This window comes from Neorhizobium sp. T6_25 (genome assembly GCF_002968555.1).
Lineage (GTDB): Bacteria > Pseudomonadota > Alphaproteobacteria > Rhizobiales > Rhizobiaceae > Neorhizobium.
Genome location: NZ_PVBL01000020.1, coordinates 13,986 through 35,420, shown reverse-complemented (window position 1 = coordinate 35,420; position 21,435 = coordinate 13,986). Strand labels below are relative to the sequence as shown.

Sequence of the window (21,435 nt, the reverse complement as noted above, 5' to 3'; positions counted from 1 at the left end):
GACTAGTTCATATTTGAATATCGTCAATTCGTAATACAACTTGGCGCAACCAGCGCCGGATGTCAATGCGCCGGTCGCCATCAGCGTGTGCCATCCGTCAACGTCACCGCCCCGGTCGCCACGCCGCTGGTGTTCATGCTGCCGTCAAACAGCGGCACGTCGTAGGGCGTATAAGGGTAGCGGTCGCAGGCTTCCTCGTTGAGTTCGACGCCGAGGCCCGGCGCGGTCGGCGCCAGAATTGCGCCGTTCTCGAACTGCAGCGTTTCGCGCACCAGCTCCTTGCGCCATGGCACATCCACCGACACGGTCTCGAAGATCGAGAAATTGGGGATGGCGACCGACATATGCAGCGTCATGGCGTTCATGACCGGGCCGACCGGATTGTGCGGAGCGATCGGGATCAGGTGGTGGTGGGCCATATGCGAAATACGCTTGGTCTCGCCAAGGCCGCCCGCATGCGACACGTCGGGCTGCAGGATATCGACGGCTTTCTTGTGCAGGGCTTCGAGGAATTTGCCGGGCTCGTACCAGCGCTCGCCGGCGGCGATCGGAACGGGGCTTTTCTCGCGGACATCGACGAGCGCGTCGATGCTTTCCGGCGGCGTCGGCTCCTCGATCCAGCGGAGATTGTAGGGCGCCAGTTCGCGACACATGGCAATCGCCGTCGGCACGTTGAGCCGGCCGTGAACATCAAGCATCAGATCCACGTCCGGACCGACCGCATCGCGGACGGCGGCGACGATGTCGATTGTTTCGCGGCGCTGCTTACGGGTCATTTCCAGGTCGGCGACGTCGAACGGGTCCCATTTGAGGGCGCGGTAGCCCATTGCCACGGCCTTGCGCGCATTCTCGGCATACTGGTCGGGGGTGACGGCGCCGAAGAACCAGTGATTGGCGTAGCATTCGACGCGGTCGCGGTACTTGCCGCCGAGCAGTTCGAAGACCGGCACGCCGAGCGCCTTGCCCTTGATGTCCAGAAGCGCGGCCTCGATGGCGCCGAGCGCGGTGCGGAACACCGCCCCGGTCCGCCAGTAGGAATCCCGGTGCAACTGCTCGACGATCGCATCGACCTCGAACGGATTGCGGCCGATCAGGACACGCTCCAGCTCTTCCAGCGCCGAGACGATGGTCTTCGTCTTCCACTCGAGCGTCGCTTCGCCGACACCTTCGTATCCGTCGTCCGTGTAGAGTTTAACGAAGACGAAATTGGTGCGCGAAACATTCGCGACAAAGATCTTCTGCTTTACGATCTTCATGTGACTCCTCCCGGCCGGCTGCATGCCGACCTTCCGCCATGTGTCTCTTGACTGTCAGGCCAGCGATTTCAGGCGCGCGATGGCCTCGAACTGGAGGCTGTCGTCGGCCATCTGCATCAGTTCGATGCGGTGACCATCCGGATCCTCGATCCAGGTCTGCCAGTTGTTGTCGGCAGCCTTGATGGTCGGGCGGATACGCTCGATGCCGAGCGCGTCCAGTTCGGCCACCGCCTGGTGGATATCGGGAACGGCAAGGCACAGATGATGGTAGGCGACGGTTTCACGGTCGGGCGCACGATCGCCGACGCCGTCGGGAAAGATTTCGAGATACTGGTCGTCGGTGATGCGCAGGTAGACCAGCCAGAGCTGACCATCCTTGTCGAGGCGCATCATCTCCGAAAAGCCGAGCTTGTTGACGTAGAAATCGAGGGTCCGTTCAACGTCCTTGACGCGAATGGCCACATGGGCGATCGATGAAACGGTCAGCATTTGCAGTATCTCCGGTTAAAGGCGCCCGTATTTGGCATAGACGTCGGCAACGTCGGCGCCGGCGCGGATCTCGTTGCGCGAACGGTTCTCGATGCCCATGATCTCTTCGGCACGGTCGAGCACCGCATCCACCTTGTCGGCGGGAATGACGATCACGCCGTCCATGTCGCCGAAAATCCAGTCGCCCGGATTGACCCGAATCTGCGATGTCAGTGTGCCAGTGACGGCGATCGGCACCTCGATGCCGCTGATGCGGGTCCGCCGGCGCGATTCGATCGGGGACAGGTATCGGGTGAAGACCGGCCAGTTTTCCATGCCCATCAGGATATTGCCGTCGCGGATGCCGCCATCGACGACGACGCCGACGGAGCCCTTGCTTTTGGAGCCGGTGCTCATCAGCTCGCCCCAGTGGCCGGCCTTGCGTTCGCCGGCCGCCGAAATTAGCACGACGCAGCCCTCATACATCCGGCGAAAGAAGGTGAAGGTCTTCACCTCTTCATTGTCGTATTCGTCGTCCGTGCGCATGTCGGCGGTGCAGGCGACGGTAAAGGCGGGGCCGGCGATCCGCATGCCGCGATCCAGCGCCCGGATATCGAGATCCATGCACTGATTGGGAAGTCCCATCTCGTCGAGAATGTCGTAGACGGCAGCCGTATACAGCTTGCCGAAGCGCGCGGCCTTCGCCGCGATCGCCGTAGAATCTCTGTCCATGCGGTCTGCCTCCTCCAGCAGAAATCCATTTCGATCTCCTCCACCCCACCTCAAAGGATTTCGGAGATATTCATATTTGAACTTCCCTAGTTCAATTATGCATGATAGGAAGATGTGGTGCGGAAAGTCAACGGCGAAAGTAAGCCATGGATGAAATGAGTGACGGCGGCGCGTCGAAATACAAGATCCCGGTCATCGACCGGATGATGGACGTGCTGGCGCAACTGGAGCGCCGGACCGGCGGCGCGACCATTCGCGAGCTGACGGCGCTGCTTGCCCTCCCCCGCACCACCATCTACCGCATCGTCAATACGCTGCAGGGCCACGACATGGTCAGGCGCGACGACAGCGGCGCCTACCATCTCGGCCACCGGCTCCTGGCGCTGGCCTCGCATGTGGCGACCGGCGCCAACGAGATCGATCTGGCGGCGGTGGCGCAGCCTTTTCTCGACAAGCTGTCTGCCGATATCGGCGAGGGCAGCAAGCTTTCGGTGATCGACCAGGACGGCATTCTCGTTCTGGCGGCGGCGCAGGGGCGCCGGCAATATGCGCTGACGGTCGCTCCGGGCCAGCGCATGCCGATTCATGCGGGTGCGGCGAGCAAGATGCTTCTGGCGCATCTGCCGCCTGAGGAACTGGCCGCCTGGCTGGCAAAGCCGCTGATCGCCTATACCTCGAAATCGCAGACGGATCCGAAGCGGCTGATGAGCGAACTGACGCGCATCAAGCGGCTGGGCTGGGCGCAGGACAGAGGCGAGAACGCCCCGAGCATCCAGGCCTTCGCCGCGCCGGTTCTCGACAAGACGGGGCGTGTCGTGGCGGCCATTAGCGTGCCCTATCTGGCCGGGGCAGAGCCAAGCCGGATGGAGGAAATCCGGCTTGCGGCGATCGATGCCGCGCGCGCCATGAGTGAAGCAATGCCGGTCTGACGGGACGGACCGGAAAAGTCGAGTGGGAGGAAGAATGAGGATCGTCGATCTCAAATGCGCGGTCATTGGCAAGAGCCCGATCGTGCGGATCGTCACGGACGAGGGCATGTCCGGATACGGCCAGGCCGAGACATGGAAGCCCTATCTGAAAAGCCATATCCTGGCCTTCCGCGAGGCTCTGATCGGTGAGGACCCGACCAATGTGGAGCGGGTGATGCTAAAGATCCGCCAGCGTGGCGGCTTCAAACCTTGGGGATCGGCAGTCAGCGTCATCGAAATGGCGCTCTGGGACATTGCCGGCAAGGCGGCCAATGTTCCAGTTTACAAGCTTTTAGGCGGCAAGGTACGCGATCGGGTGCGGGTCTATAACGGTTCGATCCGTTTCCCGATCGAGAACCACCGGCCGGAAGATCTTGCCGACGACCTGAAGAAGATGATGGCGCTGCCCGAGGGGTTTACCATCATCAAGCAGCCAATCGGCTTTCATTCGCCGATGAAGCGGGTTGTCGAGAACTTCTATTATCACGAGCCCAGTCCCGGAGCGTTCCACGGGGCGCTTGATCGCGGCCCGGCCACCGAAAAGGGGTTGCGACATTTTGTGGATTGCGTCGCGGCGATGAAGGAAGTTGCCGGAGACACGATTGGCCTGTCGCTTGATTGCGGACCCGGCTGGATGCTGTCCGACGCCATCCGGCTGGTGCGTTTGCTCGAACCCTACAATCTTCTCTGGGTCGAAGATCTGCTGTCGGGCGATTATACGCCCTGGGTTAATGCTAGCGTTTACCGAGAACTGACCCGCACCAGCACGACGCCGATCCATACTGGCGAGCAGATCTATTTGAGGCAGAATTTCAAGGAGCTGATCGAGAGCCAAGCGGTCAACGTAGTTGGGCCGGACCCGGCGGATGTCGGTGGCATCGCGGAACTAAAATGGATTGCGGAATATGCAGATTTACATTCGATCATGATGGCCCCGCATGGAACAGCGAACGGACTACTTGGGCTCGCTGCCCTCGTTCAGGTTTCCGCAACTCTCCCCAACAATTTCATAGCCTTTGAGTACACGACTGGCGATCCCGCCTGGTGGTACGATATTGTGGAAGGTTTGCCACAAACGATCGTGAAGGATGGCTTTATAGACGTTATTGACCGACCTGGAATGGGTGTTGATCTTATACCCGCGGAAGCTAAGCGATATCTTGCCGACGATGATATCGACTTCTTTTCCTAAAAGGGTAAGGAGAAGAAGAAAATACCAGTGAGTGTCGATCCTCTTAATTGCGCATGGAATTAGTCCCAACCGCGCTACGCCAATTGCGCCAATCGCAGCTCTGCGTCCTAGGGAGGGTTTCAGCGCCGCGATCAACACTCAAGACTCGATACAGCCTTGGTTTGCTTGGTTTTGCTCCCATGATGCCACACAACTGCGATGCTTTTTTTCTAATCTGGATCTAGCTACTTTGATGCAGCTCACTATCGTGAACAAGCGTTCGTCTGCGTAGGGGCCTGTAGGCACGAGCGATCAATAACGGCTCGCGAAGTAGTCTGCCATCTTGAGCGGAAAGATCCTCGGTCCCCAAATAGGCCCACGGTCTTGCTGTCGTTTGGCATTTAATCGGGTTCTTCCTCACTTTGTGTGGTTCACCTGTCGTTAGCGAGGTTGTCGCTATGGGCGGGCATGCGAACAAATTCGAAATGGTCGCCCGGCCCAGGGGTCAAGATACTGGGTGTCGCGCTCACTGTTGACGACAGGTGGATTGTTTCCGCCGCTGGATCCGCGATCGGCATCTGCCCCGATTGTGGACGGCGAAGCCGAAGTCGGCATGGCTGGTCCTGCCGTAGTCTCCAGGATCTGCCGGTCCAGGGTCAGTCGGTGACAGTGAAACTCCTGGTGAGCCGCTGGCGATGTCCACATGGGGACTGCGCACGACGAACGTTCACCGACCGACTGCCGACGATCGCTGCTCCTTATGCGCGCCGGACGAGAAGGGTCGGGGAGATTGTCGGCTTGCTCGGCCACAGCGCCGGCGGCCGTCCTGGTGAGCGGTTGATGGAGCGGCTCGGCATGCCGATCAGCGACGACACCATTCTGCGGCAGTTGAAGCGGGATGCTGCGGCGGCTCAACGCAGTTCCGAGATACGGGTGGTCGGTATTGATGATTGGAGCTGGCGGCGGGCGACGAGTTATGGGACCATCATGGTCGATCTCGAGCGACGCTCGGTCATCGACATACTGGATGATCGCAGCGTCGAGAGTGCCGCCAAGTGGCTGCGTGACCATCCCTCCATCGAGGTCGTCAGTCGCGACCGCTGCGGCCTGTATGCGCAGGCCACCCGTGAAGGCGCACCGAAGGCCAAGCAGGTCGCCGATCGGTTTCATCTGGTCCAGAACCTTCGCTCGGCCATCGAAGAACAGATGAGCCTTTCCGGGCGTGCCACCGGCAGGGCAATTCTTTCGGAGGACGCAATTGTTGACGCTGCGACGCATCGCCGGCGCGCCCGTCTTTCGCATAGGCAGTCCCGCCAGGAAATATTCGACATGCTTCATGCTTTGCGCCAGGAAGGGCTGTCCTACAGCGAGATCGCCAGACGGACCGGCTATGAACGTCACAGCGTAACGAAGTGGCTCAAGTTCAAGATTCCGCCAGACAGGCGACGGTCGGCACTGAACCCCACATCACCATGGTATTTCGAAGCCTTCCTTGCCCAATGCTGGAAGGATGGGAATCGGCGCGGACGGCATCTGTTTCATGACGTCAAGCAGCGCGGCTACACCGGCAGCTTCGCCAATCTGGAGCGGTTGCTCGGAGCCTGGCGGCGGGCCGAAAGGGGACAGGGCAATGACGTTCCGCCAGTCGCGTCGAAGTCGGAACCGGTTCGAGATCCCGACACCGGTCATGCGATTTCGCCAGTGGTTGCCGCAGCGCTGTGCATCAAGCCGCGAGGTCTGCTGACGGACTGGCAGGCAAGGAAGGTCGATGCCCTGAAGCAGGGATCTGAGGCGTTCGCCGAGATGCGACGCCTGGCGATGCGCTTCAACGGCATTCTTCGCGGCAAGACATCGGCGCCACTGGATGCCTGGATCGACGATGCGATCGATTCCGAACTCATTCCGATCATGCGGTTCGCTCGCGTGCTGCGCAGGGACCTCGATGCCGTCAATAACGCCATCGAGCTACCTTGGAGCAACGGACAGGCCGAAGGCCAGATCAACCGCCTCAAGACCCTCAAGCGCTCGATGTACGGTAGGGCAGGTCCCGAACTGCTGAAGGCACGAATGCTGCCACGGCTCCACACAAAGTGAGGAAGAGCCACTTAACCTAAGAACTCGCCTCTATCTCTTTCGAGGTTACGATGCCTACGTCGAAACCCCAGCAGTGACTTCCTATCAGGAAGCGACCCGTAGCGGCATGACGGTCAGCCACAAAGGCGAGCGAGAGAATCGGATTCAGGGTTCCGCGTAGCGGCGGAAGACGTCCTTCGCGGACGATGGTGATGTGAGTTCGTGGCGGCGTTTATTCCGATGATCCGTCATCAGGATGCAGCATAGATTGGACCACATCATCTACAGAACCCCATCGTGGGAGGGCTTAGTGCCGATCCCGGAGAGAAGCGCGGGCCGCGAAAAGACGTTGAACGCTAGCCAAGATAGACGCAGGAGACGACTGCTTCTATATAGCGGCGCTTTCGGTTGGAAAATGCCCCAGAAGCGACGTTGCGTTCTGGGCAAATTGCGCTAGGCATTATCCGTTTGAAATCGGGAGTTGCCCTTGGATTACCACCTAGACGAACTTGGTTTTCTTCAAAACCCGTGGTTCCATGATGGTGGGCTGACGGGCATCACGGTCGAGGACGATGTCGTGAAATTAGGTCTGAAGATGGTTGATGGACAGCAGTTCTCATTGACGCTCAGCGACACGGTGGCGTTTGTCGCGGCTGACTTTCAGTTGGGCAACATTATATTCGACATACGCCTCTCCAAATGTACCGATATTACCCAAGATCGACTTTCAGCCTTGTACCCGTCCCCTCATCAATCAGCAGCCGAACGATTCCACGATGCATACGGCAAAGCAATCGATGAAAAGCGCGCGGAAATCCTCATCGGCAAACTGACCCTCTTTGAACTGACCAGCAGCTACGGTTGCGAAATCGTTGCCCTATGCAGAGAGGTATCGGTGTCTCGCTGAGCCGTCTAACCGCAAAGGAGACAATTGTGGACGGCTATATTGCTGCGGCCAGCCCTGGAAAAGCGCAAAAGAGCTTGACCTCATCCCGCCGATTAGAGAAGCGCCGGCGTCAGCCGGAAACCGGGATCGACAGCCCGCGGCGCGAGGCCGCCGAGCCACTCACCTCATAGCAACAGGCGTCTTCAATGGAGTCAGGGCTTGCCTCGAAGCGAAGCTATTTCCGGCTGATCTGATCGGATTGTGGGCTTGGCTCTCGGCCGAGCAGAAGCCGCGCAGAAACCTTTGTGCCACGCCTTGGAGATTCACAAGATCGTATCCGCCTTCCTGGACAAGTAGAATTGGCTTGTCTATGGCGCCTATCCGCTGCCCAACCGTTTCGAATGACGGTTCAGATACCGACAGTCCGGTGCACGGATCCGTTGAAAGGGCATCGAAACCAAGCGAAACGACGATCACTCCCGGTTTATGCTCAAGCACGCCGGCGAGGCAAGTCTCGATACCTTGCACAAAAGCAGCGTCTCCGGCCCGTGCGGGCAGAGGTACGTTTAGAATGCCGTTTGGAGCCGCTGAGCCTCCAGTTTCTTTCTGAGAACCCGTGAAATGCGGATAAAAGGCTTCCGGGCTTCTGTGTATAGACGCGAAGAAGACATCAGGATCGTCCCAGAAGATTTCCTGGGTCCCATTCCCGTGGTGGACGTCGATGTCGATTATCGCGACCCGACCAAAATCCCTGGCGAGAAATCGTGCGGCAATAGCCGCATTGTTGAGATAGGTGGCGCCGCCCCCGAAGTCGGGACCGGCGTGATGTCCGGATGGGCGGCACATCGCATAGGCCTGATTTTCACCCTCCTTGATCAGCGCGGCTGCGGTCAGCGCCGTCTGTGCCGCCCAGTATGCGGCACTCCATGTTCCCTCACCGATGGGCGTGATTTGATCGCGAAGGTGAAAGCCGGACTTCGCAATCGGTGACCACTCGTCACAGTAGGCCTCCGGTCTGGTTTCGAAGGCTGCCGGCACCACACGACCGGCAAGGCCGAGGCGCTGCCAGTCGCGATAGGCCGTTGCAAGGAACGCCAGATATGCCTTGGAGTGAACAGCCGCCAGCGGCGATGTCCCATGGTCATCCGCTTCGATAACGTCGTGGCCCAATGAATAGACGGCGCGCAAGAGCGCATCCATCCTTTGGGGAACATCGCGGCTTGGGCGGGTTATGCCGTTCTCGATCACATCACCTGGAATGTGAGCCCGATGCCTGCCGGTATAGACCACCTTCATCCTACGAAGCACCTATTCCGGCAAGGCACACATATTTGATGTCGAGATATTCGGCGATCCCGTATTTCGATCCCTCGCGCCCAATACCGGACTGCTTAACGCCCCCGAAGGGAGCTGCCTCGCTGCCGATCAGGCCTGTATTGACACCGACCATTCCGGCCTCCAGCGCTTCGGCGACCCGCCAAATGCGTGCATAGTCGCGGGTGAAGACGTAGGATGCGAGGCCATACTCGCTGTCATTGGCCATTGTGATAGCCTCGGCTTCGGTGTCGAAGGCAATGAGCGGAGCAAGCGGAGCAAATGTCTCTTCCTTGGCGACTTTCATGCGTTGCGTCACGCCTGTCATCACCGTCGGATCGAAGAAGTTGCCGCCAAGCGGGCTTCTGCCCCCACCCGTCATCACCTTCGCCCCCTTGGCGAGAGCATCGGCGATATGCTCCTCGATCTTCGCAACGGCCTTTCGGTCGATGAGTGGCCCTTGGCTTGTCTCGGGATCAGCGCCGTCCCCCAATCTGAGACCGGCCACGCGTTTCGAGAGGGCCGACGCGAAGTCAGCATAGATGCCGTTTTGAACGTAGAGCCTGTTGGCGCAGACGCATGTCTGCCCGGCATTACGGAACTTCGATGCGATCGCGCCTTCGACGGCCGCATCGAGGTCGGCGTCGTCGAATACGATGAACGGCGCATTGCCGCCAAGCTCGAGCGACAGCCGCTTGATCTGCGCCGCGCCCCGTTCCATGAGCCAGCGCCCCACTTCTGTCGATCCTGTGAAGCTGATCTTGGTAATCTTCGGGTTGGTGCAGAACTCCTCGCCGATCGCCTGTGCAGGACCGGTCACGACCGAGAACAATCCGTCGGGGATTCCTGCCTGTTGCGCAAGGAGGGCAAGTGCCAAGGCCGAGAGCGGCGTCTGTGACGCTGGTTTTAATACCACGCTGCATCCGGCGGCAAAGGCCGGGCCGGCTTTTCTGGTGATCATTCCGTTCGGAAAGTTCCACGGGGTGATCGCTGCACATGTGCCGACCGGCTGCTTCAGCACCATCAGGCGCTGATTGCCTGACGGCGGTGGAATAATGTCTCCATCGACGCGCTTCGCCTCTTCGGCGAACCACTCGATATAGCGGGCATTGGCGAGGATTTCGCCGCGAGCTTCCGTCAGGGGCTTACCCTGCTCGCGCGTCAGGATGATTGCCAGATCCTCGGTGTTGGCAATGATCAGGTTATACCACCGGCTCAGCACCGCTGATCGCTCGTGCGCCGGCCTGGCAGCCCAAGCTTTTTGCGTATCGTAGGCAACATCGATGGCCAACCGCACCGCGTCGAGCCCAAGGCTTGGCAGATCAGCGATCGGCGACCCGTCGAACGGATCGGTCACGGTGATACGCGCGGACGGCGGAGCTTCGATCCACGTCCCTCCCACGAAGGCGCGATCACGCAGCAGTTCGGGGTTCCGAAGATTGAGGTCCCGGAAGATCGTCATCGTCAATAATCCTTGATGTCAGGCCGGAATGAGAACAGCGTCCTTGCTGTCCCAGCCGAGCGAAAGCGATTGAGATGGCTTGATATCGATGCTGGCGCCCGCATTGGGCACTTTCGCCACCAGCATGGAGGAATCGTCAAGCTTGATATGGAGACGCTTGTGATCGCCGAGGTAGATCACCTCCTCGACCGTGCCTCCGAAGCGGTTCAGGCCGCCCGCCTCTTGCTCGATGCGGATCCGCTCCGGTCGCACAGAGATGATGACTGGCTGCTGGTCGGCGAATGCGGTCTTGCTTCGAACGATCATGCGATGGCCCGTATCAGTCTCAACGGCGTATTCGTCACCGTTCCGACCCGAAATCTTTCCGGTCAGCCGGTTGTTCTCACCGATGAACCCCGCAACGAAGGGCGTGACGGGATGCTCGTAAAGTTCGCTCGGCGGCGCTAGCTGCTCAATCTTGCCGGCATTGAAGACGGCCACGCGATCCGACATGGTCAGGGCTTCTGACTGGTCATGGGTGACATAGACGACTGTTATTCCCAGCCGCTCATGCAGATGCTTGATCTCGAGCTGCAGGTGTTCGCGAAGGTTCTTGTCGAGCGCGCCAAGCGGCTCATCCATCAGCACCACGTCGGGCTCAAAGACGATCGCCCTGGCCAACGCAATGCGTTGCTGCTGCCCGCCCGAAAGCTGCGATGGCTTCCTGTCGGCAAAGGCCTGCATCTGCACGACGTCTAAAATTTTTCGAACCCGCTCGCTTCGCTCCGCCTTGCCCATTTTGCGGATGCGGAGGGGGTAGTCGAGGTTTTCGCCGACCGTCATATGCGGAAAGAGGGCGTAGTTCTGGAAGACCATGCCTATGTTGCGGCGATGCGGCGGTACTGCGTCGAGAGAGCGTCCGGCGATGCGGATGTGGCCAGCGCTCGGCGCCTCGAAGCCGGCAAGCATCATCAGGCTTGTCGTCTTGCCGGAACCTGATGGCCCAAGCATCGTCAGAAACTCTCCCTGAGCGATGGCTAGATTGAGATTATCGACGACAAGGTTGCGGCCGTCATAGCTCTTATCGACATTGTTGAATTCTACATATTGCGATGTTGACATAGCGGTTCCCCTTTTGTTGTTTGCTTATGCCGCCGCGTGGATTGAAGGACGCCTCCCGACCCACGGCAAAGCCTCTTCAAGCTGACTTGCAAGCTGGAACAGCGTGCCCTCGTCGTTGAAGCGTCCCGTGAACTGGGTCCCGACAGGCAGCCCACCGGGGGTCCAGTGGAGCGGCATGCTCATCGAGGGAAGCCCAGCCATGTTGGCGAATGTTGTGAAGGAGAGGAACTGCAGGAAGCGCTCCATCACCTCCTCGCCACCATGGATCCCGGCATCAAAATGACCGAGAACCGGAGGCGGCGAGCCGAGAGTTGGTGTCAGCCAGACATCGAATCTTCCAAGGAAGTTCGCGATGTCTCGCCCGACGCCATGGAACCAGTTGAGATCGACGAGATAATCTGCCGCCGTGATCTTCGAGCCGACCTCGAAGAGGTACTGGTTGAACGGTTCGACTTCGGAAACCAGGCTGTCGGGTTTGACACCTCTACCGCGGGCAAGCGCTGTGATGGCGCGTGTTGCGGTCATCGCCCAAAAGCGCTTGTAATACGTCCGGTAGGTGTCACCGTCGATCTGCGGCGCCGCCTCGATGACTTCGTGCCCCAGGCTTTCGCAAAGCCTCGCAGCTTCAAGCGTCGCTTGCACGCATTCGGGATCGACGAATGTGCCAAGCAGCGAGCCGGTCGAATAGGCGATCCGCAACTTGCGAGGCTTGGTCTTCAATGCCTGAAGGTAGGATTGCTCAGGCGCCGGCGCCGTATAGGGATCGCCGGCCAGTGGGCCATGTGTGGCATCGAGAAGAGCTGCACTGTCGCGGACGGTTAGTGACAGGACATGCTCATTGACGATACCGCCGGTGCTGTCGCCAAGATCCGGACCCAGCGTGATCCGACCGCGGGAAGGCTTGAGACCGAAGACGCCGCAGCATGAGGCGGGGATGCGGATTGAGCCGGCACCGTCGCCGCCATGCGCGGCCGGGACGATCCCCGCTGCGACGGCAGCGCCCGTCCCGCCGCTCGAACCGCCGCTTGAGCGGCTTTCGTCCCACGGGTTGCGGGTCGGGCCGAATAGTTTTGGCTCCGTCGTACCAAGCGTTCCGAATTCGCAGAGGTTGGTCTTCCCGATGGTGCTCAGTCCGGCCCGCCGGTAACGTTTCATCAGTTCGCTGTCGTGATCGGGAACGAAGTTCTTGGTCAGCGCTGAAGCGCCGGTCGTCGGAACCCCCGCCATGTGACAATAAAGGTCCTTCACCAGAAAAGGCGCGCCGGCAAATGTGCTGTCCTTGGAAGCAAGGGGCACTTCCGCCCTCGCCTCCTGGTAAAGCGGCCTGATGATCGCGTTCAGCCGAGGGTTTACTTCTTCAGCACGGGCAATTGCGGCCTCAAGCAGTTCCTCGGCGCTCACTTCGCCTGCCCTGACAAGGTCCGCCTGGCCGATGAGGTCGAATTTCGAGAAATCGTCCATGAACCGTTATCTCCCCAACTGAGCGTGAGCGTCGTCAAGAGCAGCGGCGATAGCCCCCACAAGCTGGTCGATCTCGCTCTCTGTCATGACGAAGGGTGGGCAAATGGAGATGACATCTCCCATGTTGCGGATCATCACACCATGCACACGGCAACGGCGCTCGACGAGCGCGCCCACCTTAAGTGCGGGATCGAATGGTGTTCGGGCGGCCTTGTCAGCAACGAGCTCGATCCCTGCCAGGAAGCCCTCGCCACGCACTTCGCCGACCATCTCGTGATGTGCAACGGAATTGCCAAGAGCTGCAAACAGATGCCGGCCGAGGGCGGCGGCGCGAGCAGGAATATTCATCTCGCGATAGGTGCGCAGCACTTCGGCGGCGACCGCTGCCGTGACCGGATGGCCAGAATAGGTGAAGCCATGCCCGAAGACACCAATCCGGTTGGCTTCGTCCGCAATCACCTGATAAACATCGTCGCTGATGACTGCGGCGGCGATCGGCATGTATCCGGAAGACAGACCCTTGGCGATCGACATCATATCGGGAACGAAGCCATAGGCCTGGGATCCGAACCAATGTCCGCTGCGCCCGAAGCCGCAAACGACCTCGTCGGAAAGCAAGAGAATATCATTGCGCGCCAGGAGCTCCCGAACCCGGGGGAAATAACCGGCCGGTGGCGTGACAACCCCGCCGGCCCCCATGATCGGCTCCGCGATCATGGCCGCGATGCTATCTGCGCCTTCCTTTTGGATCAAATTCTCGAGGTCGGCGATCAGCCTGTTACAATATGCTTCTTCGCTCTCCCCAGCCTCGCAGTTGCGATAAAAGTGCGGCTTCTCGGCGAAGATCACGTTCAGTCCGGGGAGGTTGAAGCTCTCATGCATGTGAGGGAGCCCGCTGAGGGCCGCGCCCATGACCGTACTTCCATGAAAGGCACCCTTGCGGCTGATGATCTTACGTTTTGCCGGCTTGCCGCGCGCAACATTGTAATACCAGGCGAGCTTTACCATCGTGTCGTTCGCTTCCGAGCCCGAATTCACGAGAAATACCTTGCTTCCGGGGATTGGCGAGAGTTCTGCGATCTGCTCTGCAACGTCAGAGCAGGGGTCGTTCGAGCGGTGGTTGAACGTGTGGTAAGTTGCAAGCTTCTTCATCTGAGCGGCGGCGACATCCGCCAGCCGCTCGTTATCGAAGCCCAGCGAAGCGCACCAGAGCCCACCCATCCCTTCAAGATAGCGGTTGCCCAGTTCGTCGATGACAAACGAACCTCGCCCCTCGGTGACCATCAAGGGACCGTCCGTCTCGTGACGCCGCGGATTGGTCTGTGAATGGAAATGGTGCGTCATATCTTTCGACCGCAGCGAATTCAACAAAGGATGCCCTCCGATTTCTCTTTCTAAGTTATAACTTATAAGTTATCAGAAGGAAGTTGCAAGCAGATTTGCGTGGGTGGTTCACATTTTCGCCTCTCGGCCTAGACCCAGTTTATAAGATATAAGTGTTTGGCGTTCGCGCCGCCGTTCGATATGGCAAGGCGAACCTGAGGAGATAACAATGACCGTCATGGAGATGCAGCCGGGCGAAATCGGCAGTCTGTCGGCCCGGATTTACAACAAGGTGCGCGAAGGCCTGATCGTGGGAAATTTCGCTCCCGGTGAGCGGCTTTTGATGCAGGATCTCGCCGACCAGCTTGGCACCAGTGTCACCCCGGTACGAGAGGCGTGCCTGCGGCTCGTCAGCGAACAGGCGCTTGAACTGCGATCCGGCAGATTCATCAGCGTACCCAGTCTGAGCCGCTCAAGGTATGTGCAGATCAAACTTATCCGAATGTCACTGGAAGGGCTGGCGGCCGAACTGGCAGCCGAGAATGTGACAGAGCCAGAGATCAAAGAACTGGCCAGCTTCCATGCCACCTTCGTGGCGAGCGAAAAGGCCGGAGATTTTGGCGCAGCGCGGGCAGCCAACAGGGCGTTTCATTTCGGCGTCTACCGGCTCTCGAGGATGCCGATGCTCATCGGGCAGATCGAAAGCATGTGGGTCTCAATGGGACCGATCCTCAACGTCTACTACCGCGAGATCCCCCACGAATATGTCGGGGCCGAGGAGCACGACCATATTCTGGATGCGCTCCGATCCGGTGATAAAGTCAAAGCTCGCGAGGGTGTCGAGAACGATATCAAGCGCGCTGCAACGAGCCTTCTCCGCTATTTCGAGGAACGGGAGCTGGCATAGCTCCCGTCGGACTTCTTTGCTCAGCTGCCTGAGATGTCCGCGACCCGCGGCGTCCTCAAGCCTGCAGTCTCGCCTCCGTCGACGGTGATGACAGTGCCATTGACGTAACTGGAATGTTCCGACAACAGCCAGGCGACCACGTCAGCCACCTCCTCCGGCCTGCCGAAGCGATTGGCGGGGATGCGCAGCTCCAGCTGCTTTTTGCGTAGCGGGTCAGCGATGATTTTTTCCATCATCCGAGTCCCGATCTGTCCCGGGCAGACCGCGTTGAAACGCACTTCCTCGCCGAACTCAAGCGCCAGCGCCTCGGTCATTCCGATGACCGCGGCCTTGGACGCGCAATAAACGGCAAGCCCCTCCTCGCCGGTTTTGCCTGCGATGCTTGCAATATTGACGACCGAGCCCCTGCCCTTGCGGAGACCGTTGAGCGCATGGCGGGTAAACAGGAAGGCGCTGCGCGCGTTGACGGCAAGTACCTCGTCCCAGTCCGCCATGGTCGCGGACGCAAAGGATATTCGCTTCGACATTCCAGCATTGTTTACGAGACCCGACAGACGTCCATCTCCGAGCTCCAGCGCGCGCTCGACAACCCGCTTGCAGTCGCTCTCAACGCTGACGTCGCCAGGAACAAAAGTGATGTTTGCGTGACTGGCTGCAAGCTCAGCGCCGGCGCCCGCATCCCTGCCGGTGGCGAGCACTTGTCTGCCTGCCGACGCAAGTGTTTCCACGCAGGCTCGACCGATCCCGTGCGTTGCACCTGTGACAATGATCATACTGTTTTCTCCATTATCGGACCGACGCTCTGTTGGCCGCTGCGCGCTTTTGAGCGAGTGCCCCGCCGCCCATTAGCACAATCGAAATAATGACAAGCAGCGTCGACATTGCGAGGATGGAAGGATCGATATTATCCCGCAGGCCGTCGAACATCTGGCGGGGTAGCGTTCTTTGCCCTGGCCCGCTGATAAACAACGCTACGACGACTTCGTCGAAGGAAAAGACAAAGGCAAAGAGAGCGCCCGAAATGACACCCGGCGCAATCAATGGCAGCGTGACCGTTCGAAAAGCGTGAAGGGGCGATGCGCCAAGGCTTGCTGCGGCGCGAACCAGGCATGCGTCGAGGTTCTTCAGGGTTGCCGTCACGGTGATCACCACGAAGGGAACACCGAGGACTGCGTGCGCAAGGATCAGCCCTGAAAAGGAGGCGACGAGACCGAGCTTCGCAAAGAAGAAGTACATGCCGACGCCGCTGATCACCACCGGAACGATCATCGGAGAGATCACCACCGCCAATATCGTCGAACGGGCGGGAAGATGCCCTCTCGCAAGACCAAGGGCCGCAAGCGTTCCGATGATGGTGGCGACGAAGGTGGCACCGAGTCCGATGATCAGGCTGTTAAGAAGTGACGACATCCAGGGCTGTGGTTGCAGGATCTTTTCATACCACTGCAAGGAAAAGCCCGGCAGCGGGTAGGACAGGAAGCTCGCGGAGCTGAAGGACAGTGGAATGACGGCAAAGGTCGGTCCGATCAAAAATACCATCATGAGCAGGCAAAAGGCTATTTGCGCGCGTCGGAGGCTCGTGGGCATCGTTCACTCCATTCCGATGATGCGGTCTATGCCGACGATCCGCCCAACAATCACGTAGAGCGCGAGGATGCAGCTCAACAGCAAGACGCCGAGCGCCGCTGACATACCCCAATTGATGGTCGTGTTTGCGTAAAATGCGATGAAGTAACTCAGCATCTGGTCGGACGCACCGCCGACAAGCGTGGGAGTGACATAATATCCGGCAGAGATGATGAAGGTCAGCAGGCAGCCTGCACCGACGCCCGGAAGCGTCAGGGGAAGGTAGACCCGCAGGAACGTCGTTACGGGACCGGCTCCAAGCGAGGCGGAGGCTTTGACGTACGATGGCGATAAGCCTTTCATGACGCTGATAAGCGGCAGCACCATGAATGGCAGCAGGATATGCACCATCGCAATGTATAGTCCCGTTCTGTTGAAGATCAGCTCCAGCGGAGCATCTGTTACGCCCAGTGCCTGGAGCCCGCGGTTGACGATGCCTTCCTTCTGAAGAATGACGATCCAGGCGCTGGTTCGCACGAGAAGCGAAGTCCAGAACGGCAGTAGCACGCAGGCCAGCATGATCGCCGAGAAGCGCCCACCTATCGATACGACCGCATTGGCAATCGGGTAGGCCAGGAGGACACAGATCAAGGTCACGAAGGCGCTGATCGTTAATGTCCGCAGCAAGGTCGACAGAAAGAGCCGTTCCTCTGGCGGTGCAAGCGTGACACCTCCGTCGGCCCCCGGACGCAGGTCGACTGCGGAGAGCAGGTAAAAAGCGGTGAGCGGCGAGGCGTTGCGTTTGATCGCCCGCCAGCGGGACGGGTCACTCCACTGCGGATCGATGGAGACAAGCTGGGCTTCGGCAGGCTGGGCTGGCGCACTGCGCACCGTGCGCACCGTCTTCGCAAGAAGACTGCGGAACCCAGTAATTTCATAGTTCAGCCGGCGGCCAGCCTCGGCAAGCGCATTCGGCGGTACATCCGACTTGATGTCAGCTACCAGGGCATCATAGGCGGACGGCGGGACGACCGACTGGCCATCCCAGGTTTCGAGCGCGGCGAGCGTCTGAGGAAGCGCGTTGCGCACTTCCGGGTTGTTGATCGCATAGAATAGCATCGTTGCGAGCGGCAAGACGAATGCGAAGACGATGAAGGCAACGAGTGGCCCGATAAGGCCAAGAGAGATGACCGTCTGTCTTCGCCTGTCAGCGCGGAAGCCTGCCGCGAGTGAAGACGTGCGCGCGGGGTGGGCAGCGGCAGCCCCGGAGGGCTGCCGCATTGGGAGATCAGATGTCATTGCGCCCGCCATGTCGCAAACCTCGCTTCGAGCGCCTCGCCATTGTCGGCCCAGAACTCGGTGTTCAGGCCGACCGCCGATTTAAGGTTCGCTTCCGTCGTCGGAAGGTCCTTGGCGAGTTCCGGTTTTATGGTGCGGATTGCTTTGACGTTGGTTACGCCATAGGCGATCGATTCAGGAAAGACCGACTGGGCTGCCTCGGAAGCCGCAAAAGCAATGAACTTCTCTGCGTTGGCTTTGTTGGGCGATCCCTTCACAATGCCCCAGTAGTCGATCCCGTAGACCTGGCCATTCCATATCAGGGCAAAATTCTTACCCGTGGCATTTGCTGCCGACACGCGACCGTTGAAGGTCGCCGTTGTCACCACATCGCCGGCTGCCAGACGCTCAAGAGATTCCGCACCTGATGTCCACCAAATGATACTAGGCTTGATCTGATCAAGCTTTGCGAAGGCCCTGTCCTGCCCCTCCTTCGTGGCGAGCACCTGATAGACATCGCCCGGCGGGACACCATCTGCGAGAAGCGCAATCTCCAGCGTCATCTTGGCGGTCTGGCGAAAGCCGCGTTTGCCTGGCCACGTCTTGGTATCCCAGAAATCGGTCCAGTTCGCCGGTCCTTTGGATAGCTTCGACTTGTCATAGCTCGGAACCATCGACCAGACGAAGGCGCCAACGCCGCATTCGTTATAGGCTTCGGGGATGAAGTCTTCCTTCTTGCCGACTTTGCTCCAATCGAGCGGCTCGAACAGGCCTTCGGCACAGCCTGACAGCAGCGTGTTCTGCTCGACCTGCATGACGTCCCAGGAGACGCTGCCGCTGGAGACCATGGCTCGGACCTTGGCCATCTGGCCCGAGTACGAGTCCTCGGTCACCGTCACACCCGATGCTTTCGCAAAGGGTTCGAAAAACGCCTTTCGCTCGGCATCCTGCAGGACGCCGCCGGCGCCGACGACCGTGAGCTTGCCCGCATCTGCCGCCGAAGCGGTTGCTGCAACCAGGGTGGCGGCCACGACGACGCCGCTGAATATGTTTCGCTTTTTCATCTTACGCTTCCTCCGTTTGTAAGCTTATTGAGCGACCCAGCGGTTAAAGCGCTGCTGGATTTCCTCCTCGTGATCGACCCAGAAAGGCGTGCTGAGCGCGAGAGCGCCGGCCATGTTCTGTCCGGCCGTTGGAAGCTGTGGCGCTATCTTGGGTGAGATGTCAGCCGTTGCCTTCCCGTTCGTCACGCCATAGACGATCTTCTCGGCAAAAGCCTTTTGCGGCGCCGGGCTGGTCATGTAGTTGACGAGGTCGAAGGCCTTCTCGGTGTTCCCGCCTTTCGGAATAGCCCAGAAGTCCATCGCATAAAGCTGGTTCGTCCAGGACATCTTGAAGTTCTTGCCTTCCTTGTTGTCGGCAATGACGCGTCCGTTATAGGTCGACGTCATGACAACTTCGCCGGAGGCCAGCCATTCGGTCGGCTGCGCACCACTTTCCCACCACTGGATATAAGGCTTTATCTCTTCGAGCTTGGCGAAGGCTCGGTCCTGCCCCTCCTTGGTGGAAAGAACCTTATAGATATCCTCCGGCTTGACGCCGTCTGCGAGCAGCCCGATTTCGAGCGTCATGCGCGCCTGCTTGCGAAGCCCGCGCTTGCCCGGCCACTTCTTCACATCCCAGAAATCGGCCCATGAGGTGATCCCCGACGTCTTGTTGCCGTCATAGGCTAGGATCTCGGACCAGACGAAGGCACCAACGCCGCAATCGGACTTTGCCGGCGCAATGATGTCGGCAGTATTGGGCAACGTCTTCCAGTCGAAAGGTTCGAGCAGACCCTGGTCGCAAGCCAGGATCATCTCATTTTCATCCATCTGCACGATGTCCCAAGTCGTGGTTCCGGTCTCGACCATGGCCTTCACCTTAGCGATGCCGCCGGTGTAGGATTCTTCGAGAAGCTTCGTTCCGGCCTTTTTCTCATAAGGCTTGAAAAGCGTTTCGCGCATTGCGTCTTGGGTCGCTCCGCCGAAGCCGACGACCGTCAGGTCCCTGGCCAGAGCTGGAGTTGCGGCCGCAATAGAAGCAACCGTAGCCATCATTGCGATAAACCGAGTTCTCATTTTGGTTCCCCTTTTTTGTGAGAGCAGGTTGGATGATCAGGCTGCGGCCGACCTCGCGAGGTCGGCCATCGTTTTGTCGATGAGATCGAGCGTATCGTTCAGTACGCTCTCGTCATGGCTGAGAGAAAGGTAGAGACGCTTGAGCTGCAGCGGCTGGAAAATTTGCCGCCCGGCAATCAGCGCACGGCGGAAGCGCATGTCGAGCTCATTGTCGTTGCGCAGAAGGTCGTCATAGTTTTTAAACTCGCCGTCGAAGAAGTAAACGAGCCACACAGATCCGAAGCCGGCGGCCTGCGCTTTCAGACCATGACGGGTAATAATACCGTCGATCTGGCCACGCAGATAATCTCCGAGCTCGAAGAGGCGCTCGTAGACACCAGGCTTCGACAGTTCCTGGACCGTCGCCTTCACGGCTGCCATTGATGACGGCGTGCCGTTGAAGGTCCCGCCCATGAAGACGGCGCCCTCACCGGTGCGCCCGACGCGCTCCATAATGTCACGCCGGCCGGCGACGATGCCGATCGGATATCCGCTGGTCGCGGCCTTTCCAAACGTGGCGAGGTCGGGGGTGATGCCTACGATCGACTGGTATCCGCCGACCGCGTGGCGGAACCCGGTAATCACCTCGTCGAAGATCAGGATTACGCCATTTTCGGTAGCGATCCTTCTCAGATCGTGCAAAAATTGGTTTTGAGCGATGACTGCTCCCATATTATGGGCGATCGGCTCGATGATGATCGCTGCAACCTCACTCGGATTTGCCCGGATGTATTCCTCCACGGCCGTGGCGTCGTTGTAGGGCAGTATCTTAGTGTACCGTGCCGCGTCGTAGAGTATCCCGTCTGACATCGGATCGAAGGAACCGAGCATCTGGCGGCTAGACTGGCCGTTCATCGCCACATAGTCGTGCCAGCCGTGATATCCGCCCTGGAACTTGATGATCTGCTTGCGCCCTGTATAGGCGCGAGCAAGACGCAGGGCATGATAAGTCGCTTCCGATCCGCTGCTGCAGAAGGCCACCTGGTCGGCGCAGGGGATCGCGTTGACGAGAAGCTCGGCAACCTCGACCTCCAGTTCCAGCACCCCAGCGCCGACAAGATCAAGGTTATCGCCGACTTCGTTGATTGCTGCTGAGATGGCAGGATGGCGATGTCCGAGGACATTGGCTCCGAAGGCACAATGATAGTCCGTGTAGCGGGCGCCATCAGCGTCGTAGAGATAGGGTCCGTCTGCACGCGCAAAGGCAATCGGCGATCCCAATCTCCGGCTGGGACTCAGCAGCCCGCCCGGAATGACGGCTTCGGCACGTAGGGCAATGGCTTCGTTATGCGTGGTCACAGTCAAACCCC

General features: G+C 59.4%; 19 protein-coding genes. 5 read left to right on the top strand and 14 right to left on the bottom strand.

The window, feature by feature from the left end; genetic code table 11:
* Positions 1-80: 80 nt before the first annotated feature.
* Genes C5L10_RS22920 through C5L10_RS22910 form a run of 3 tightly spaced genes read right to left on the bottom strand, consistent with a single transcriptional unit; the run spans position 81 to position 2,456 of the window.
* Positions 81-1,256, bottom strand: a complete 1,176-nt coding sequence (locus C5L10_RS22920; RefSeq protein ID WP_105431555.1) for a mandelate racemase/muconate lactonizing enzyme family protein — start codon at positions 1,254-1,256, stop codon at positions 81-83.
* Between the two features lie 54 nt (positions 1,257-1,310).
* Positions 1,311-1,745: a VOC family protein gene (locus C5L10_RS22915; RefSeq protein WP_105431554.1), complete on the bottom strand. Its 435-nt coding sequence runs from the start codon at positions 1,743-1,745 to the stop codon at positions 1,311-1,313.
* A gap of 15 nt (positions 1,746-1,760) precedes the next feature.
* Entirely contained in the window at positions 1,761-2,456 is a 696-nt protein-coding gene (locus C5L10_RS22910) for an RraA family protein (RefSeq protein WP_105431553.1), read from the bottom strand.
* A gap of 146 nt (positions 2,457-2,602) precedes the next feature.
* On the opposite strand from C5L10_RS22910, the gene C5L10_RS22905 reads away from it, so the two are divergent.
* The 4 genes from C5L10_RS22905 to C5L10_RS22890 all read left to right on the top strand — a co-directional run bounded on the left by C5L10_RS22905 (position 2,603) and on the right by C5L10_RS22890 (position 7,575).
* Complete coding sequence (locus C5L10_RS22905; protein ID WP_245448123.1) at positions 2,603-3,385, top strand: IclR family transcriptional regulator; 783 nt, start codon at positions 2,603-2,605, stop codon at positions 3,383-3,385.
* A 34-nt stretch (positions 3,386-3,419) separates the two neighbouring features.
* Positions 3,420-4,616: a mandelate racemase/muconate lactonizing enzyme family protein gene (locus C5L10_RS22900; protein WP_105431552.1), complete on the top strand. Its 1,197-nt coding sequence runs from the start codon at positions 3,420-3,422 to the stop codon at positions 4,614-4,616.
* A 525-nt stretch (positions 4,617-5,141) separates the two neighbouring features.
* Positions 5,142-6,689: an ISL3 family transposase gene (locus C5L10_RS22895; RefSeq protein WP_105431623.1), complete on the top strand. Its 1,548-nt coding sequence runs from the start codon at positions 5,142-5,144 to the stop codon at positions 6,687-6,689.
* Positions 6,690-7,155: 466 nt separating this feature from the next.
* Entirely contained in the window at positions 7,156-7,575 is a 420-nt protein-coding gene (locus C5L10_RS22890) for a hypothetical protein (RefSeq protein ID WP_172717129.1), read from the top strand.
* Between the two features lie 159 nt (positions 7,576-7,734).
* On the opposite strand, the gene C5L10_RS22885 is transcribed toward C5L10_RS22890, so the two are convergent.
* Genes C5L10_RS22885 through C5L10_RS22865 form a run of 5 tightly spaced genes read right to left on the bottom strand, consistent with a single transcriptional unit; the run spans position 7,735 to position 14,263 of the window.
* Positions 7,735-8,850 (bottom strand): histone deacetylase family protein, encoded by a 1,116-nt coding sequence (locus tag C5L10_RS22885; RefSeq protein ID WP_105431550.1) that lies wholly within the window; start codon positions 8,848-8,850, stop codon positions 7,735-7,737.
* Position 8,851: 1 nt separating this feature from the next.
* The gene (locus C5L10_RS22880) at positions 8,852-10,330 is read right to left on the bottom strand and encodes an NAD-dependent succinate-semialdehyde dehydrogenase (protein ID WP_105431549.1); all 1,479 of its coding nucleotides are present in this window, start codon (positions 10,328-10,330) and stop codon (positions 8,852-8,854) included.
* A gap of 18 nt (positions 10,331-10,348) precedes the next feature.
* Positions 10,349-11,431, bottom strand: a complete 1,083-nt coding sequence (locus C5L10_RS22875) for an ABC transporter ATP-binding protein (RefSeq protein WP_105431548.1) — start codon at positions 11,429-11,431, stop codon at positions 10,349-10,351.
* A 24-nt stretch (positions 11,432-11,455) separates the two neighbouring features.
* The gene (locus C5L10_RS22870; protein WP_105431547.1) at positions 11,456-12,892 is read right to left on the bottom strand and encodes an amidase; all 1,437 of its coding nucleotides are present in this window, start codon (positions 12,890-12,892) and stop codon (positions 11,456-11,458) included.
* Positions 12,893-12,898: 6 nt separating this feature from the next.
* Positions 12,899-14,263: an aminotransferase gene (locus tag C5L10_RS22865; RefSeq protein WP_105431546.1), complete on the bottom strand. Its 1,365-nt coding sequence runs from the start codon at positions 14,261-14,263 to the stop codon at positions 12,899-12,901.
* A gap of 181 nt (positions 14,264-14,444) precedes the next feature.
* On the opposite strand from C5L10_RS22865, the gene C5L10_RS22860 reads away from it, so the two are divergent.
* Positions 14,445-15,122, top strand: coding sequence for a GntR family transcriptional regulator (locus C5L10_RS22860; protein ID WP_105431545.1), 678 nt, complete (start codon positions 14,445-14,447; stop codon positions 15,120-15,122).
* Positions 15,123-15,142: 20 nt separating this feature from the next.
* On the opposite strand, the gene C5L10_RS22855 is transcribed toward C5L10_RS22860, so the two are convergent.
* The 6 genes from C5L10_RS22855 to C5L10_RS22830 are packed head-to-tail and all read right to left on the bottom strand — an operon-like array spanning position 15,143 to position 21,424.
* A complete protein-coding gene (locus C5L10_RS22855) occupies positions 15,143-15,895 on the bottom strand; it encodes an SDR family NAD(P)-dependent oxidoreductase (protein ID WP_105431544.1) in 753 nt (250 codons plus the stop codon).
* A gap of 13 nt (positions 15,896-15,908) precedes the next feature.
* Positions 15,909-16,709, bottom strand: a complete 801-nt coding sequence (locus C5L10_RS22850; RefSeq protein WP_105431543.1) for an ABC transporter permease — start codon at positions 16,707-16,709, stop codon at positions 15,909-15,911.
* Positions 16,710-16,712: 3 nt separating this feature from the next.
* Positions 16,713-17,999 (bottom strand): ABC transporter permease, encoded by a 1,287-nt coding sequence (locus tag C5L10_RS22845; protein ID WP_105431542.1) that lies wholly within the window; start codon positions 17,997-17,999, stop codon positions 16,713-16,715.
* A complete protein-coding gene (locus C5L10_RS22840) occupies positions 17,984-19,030 on the bottom strand; it encodes an ABC transporter substrate-binding protein (protein ID WP_105431541.1) in 1,047 nt (348 codons plus the stop codon). Before C5L10_RS22840 ends, C5L10_RS22845 begins: the two co-directional genes overlap by 16 nt.
* 24 nt (positions 19,031-19,054) lie before the next feature.
* Positions 19,055-20,086, bottom strand: a complete 1,032-nt coding sequence (locus C5L10_RS22835) for an ABC transporter substrate-binding protein (protein WP_105431540.1) — start codon at positions 20,084-20,086, stop codon at positions 19,055-19,057.
* A gap of 36 nt (positions 20,087-20,122) precedes the next feature.
* Positions 20,123-21,424: an aspartate aminotransferase family protein gene (locus C5L10_RS22830; RefSeq protein ID WP_105431539.1), complete on the bottom strand. Its 1,302-nt coding sequence runs from the start codon at positions 21,422-21,424 to the stop codon at positions 20,123-20,125.
* Between the last annotated feature and the right edge of the window lie 11 nt (positions 21,425-21,435).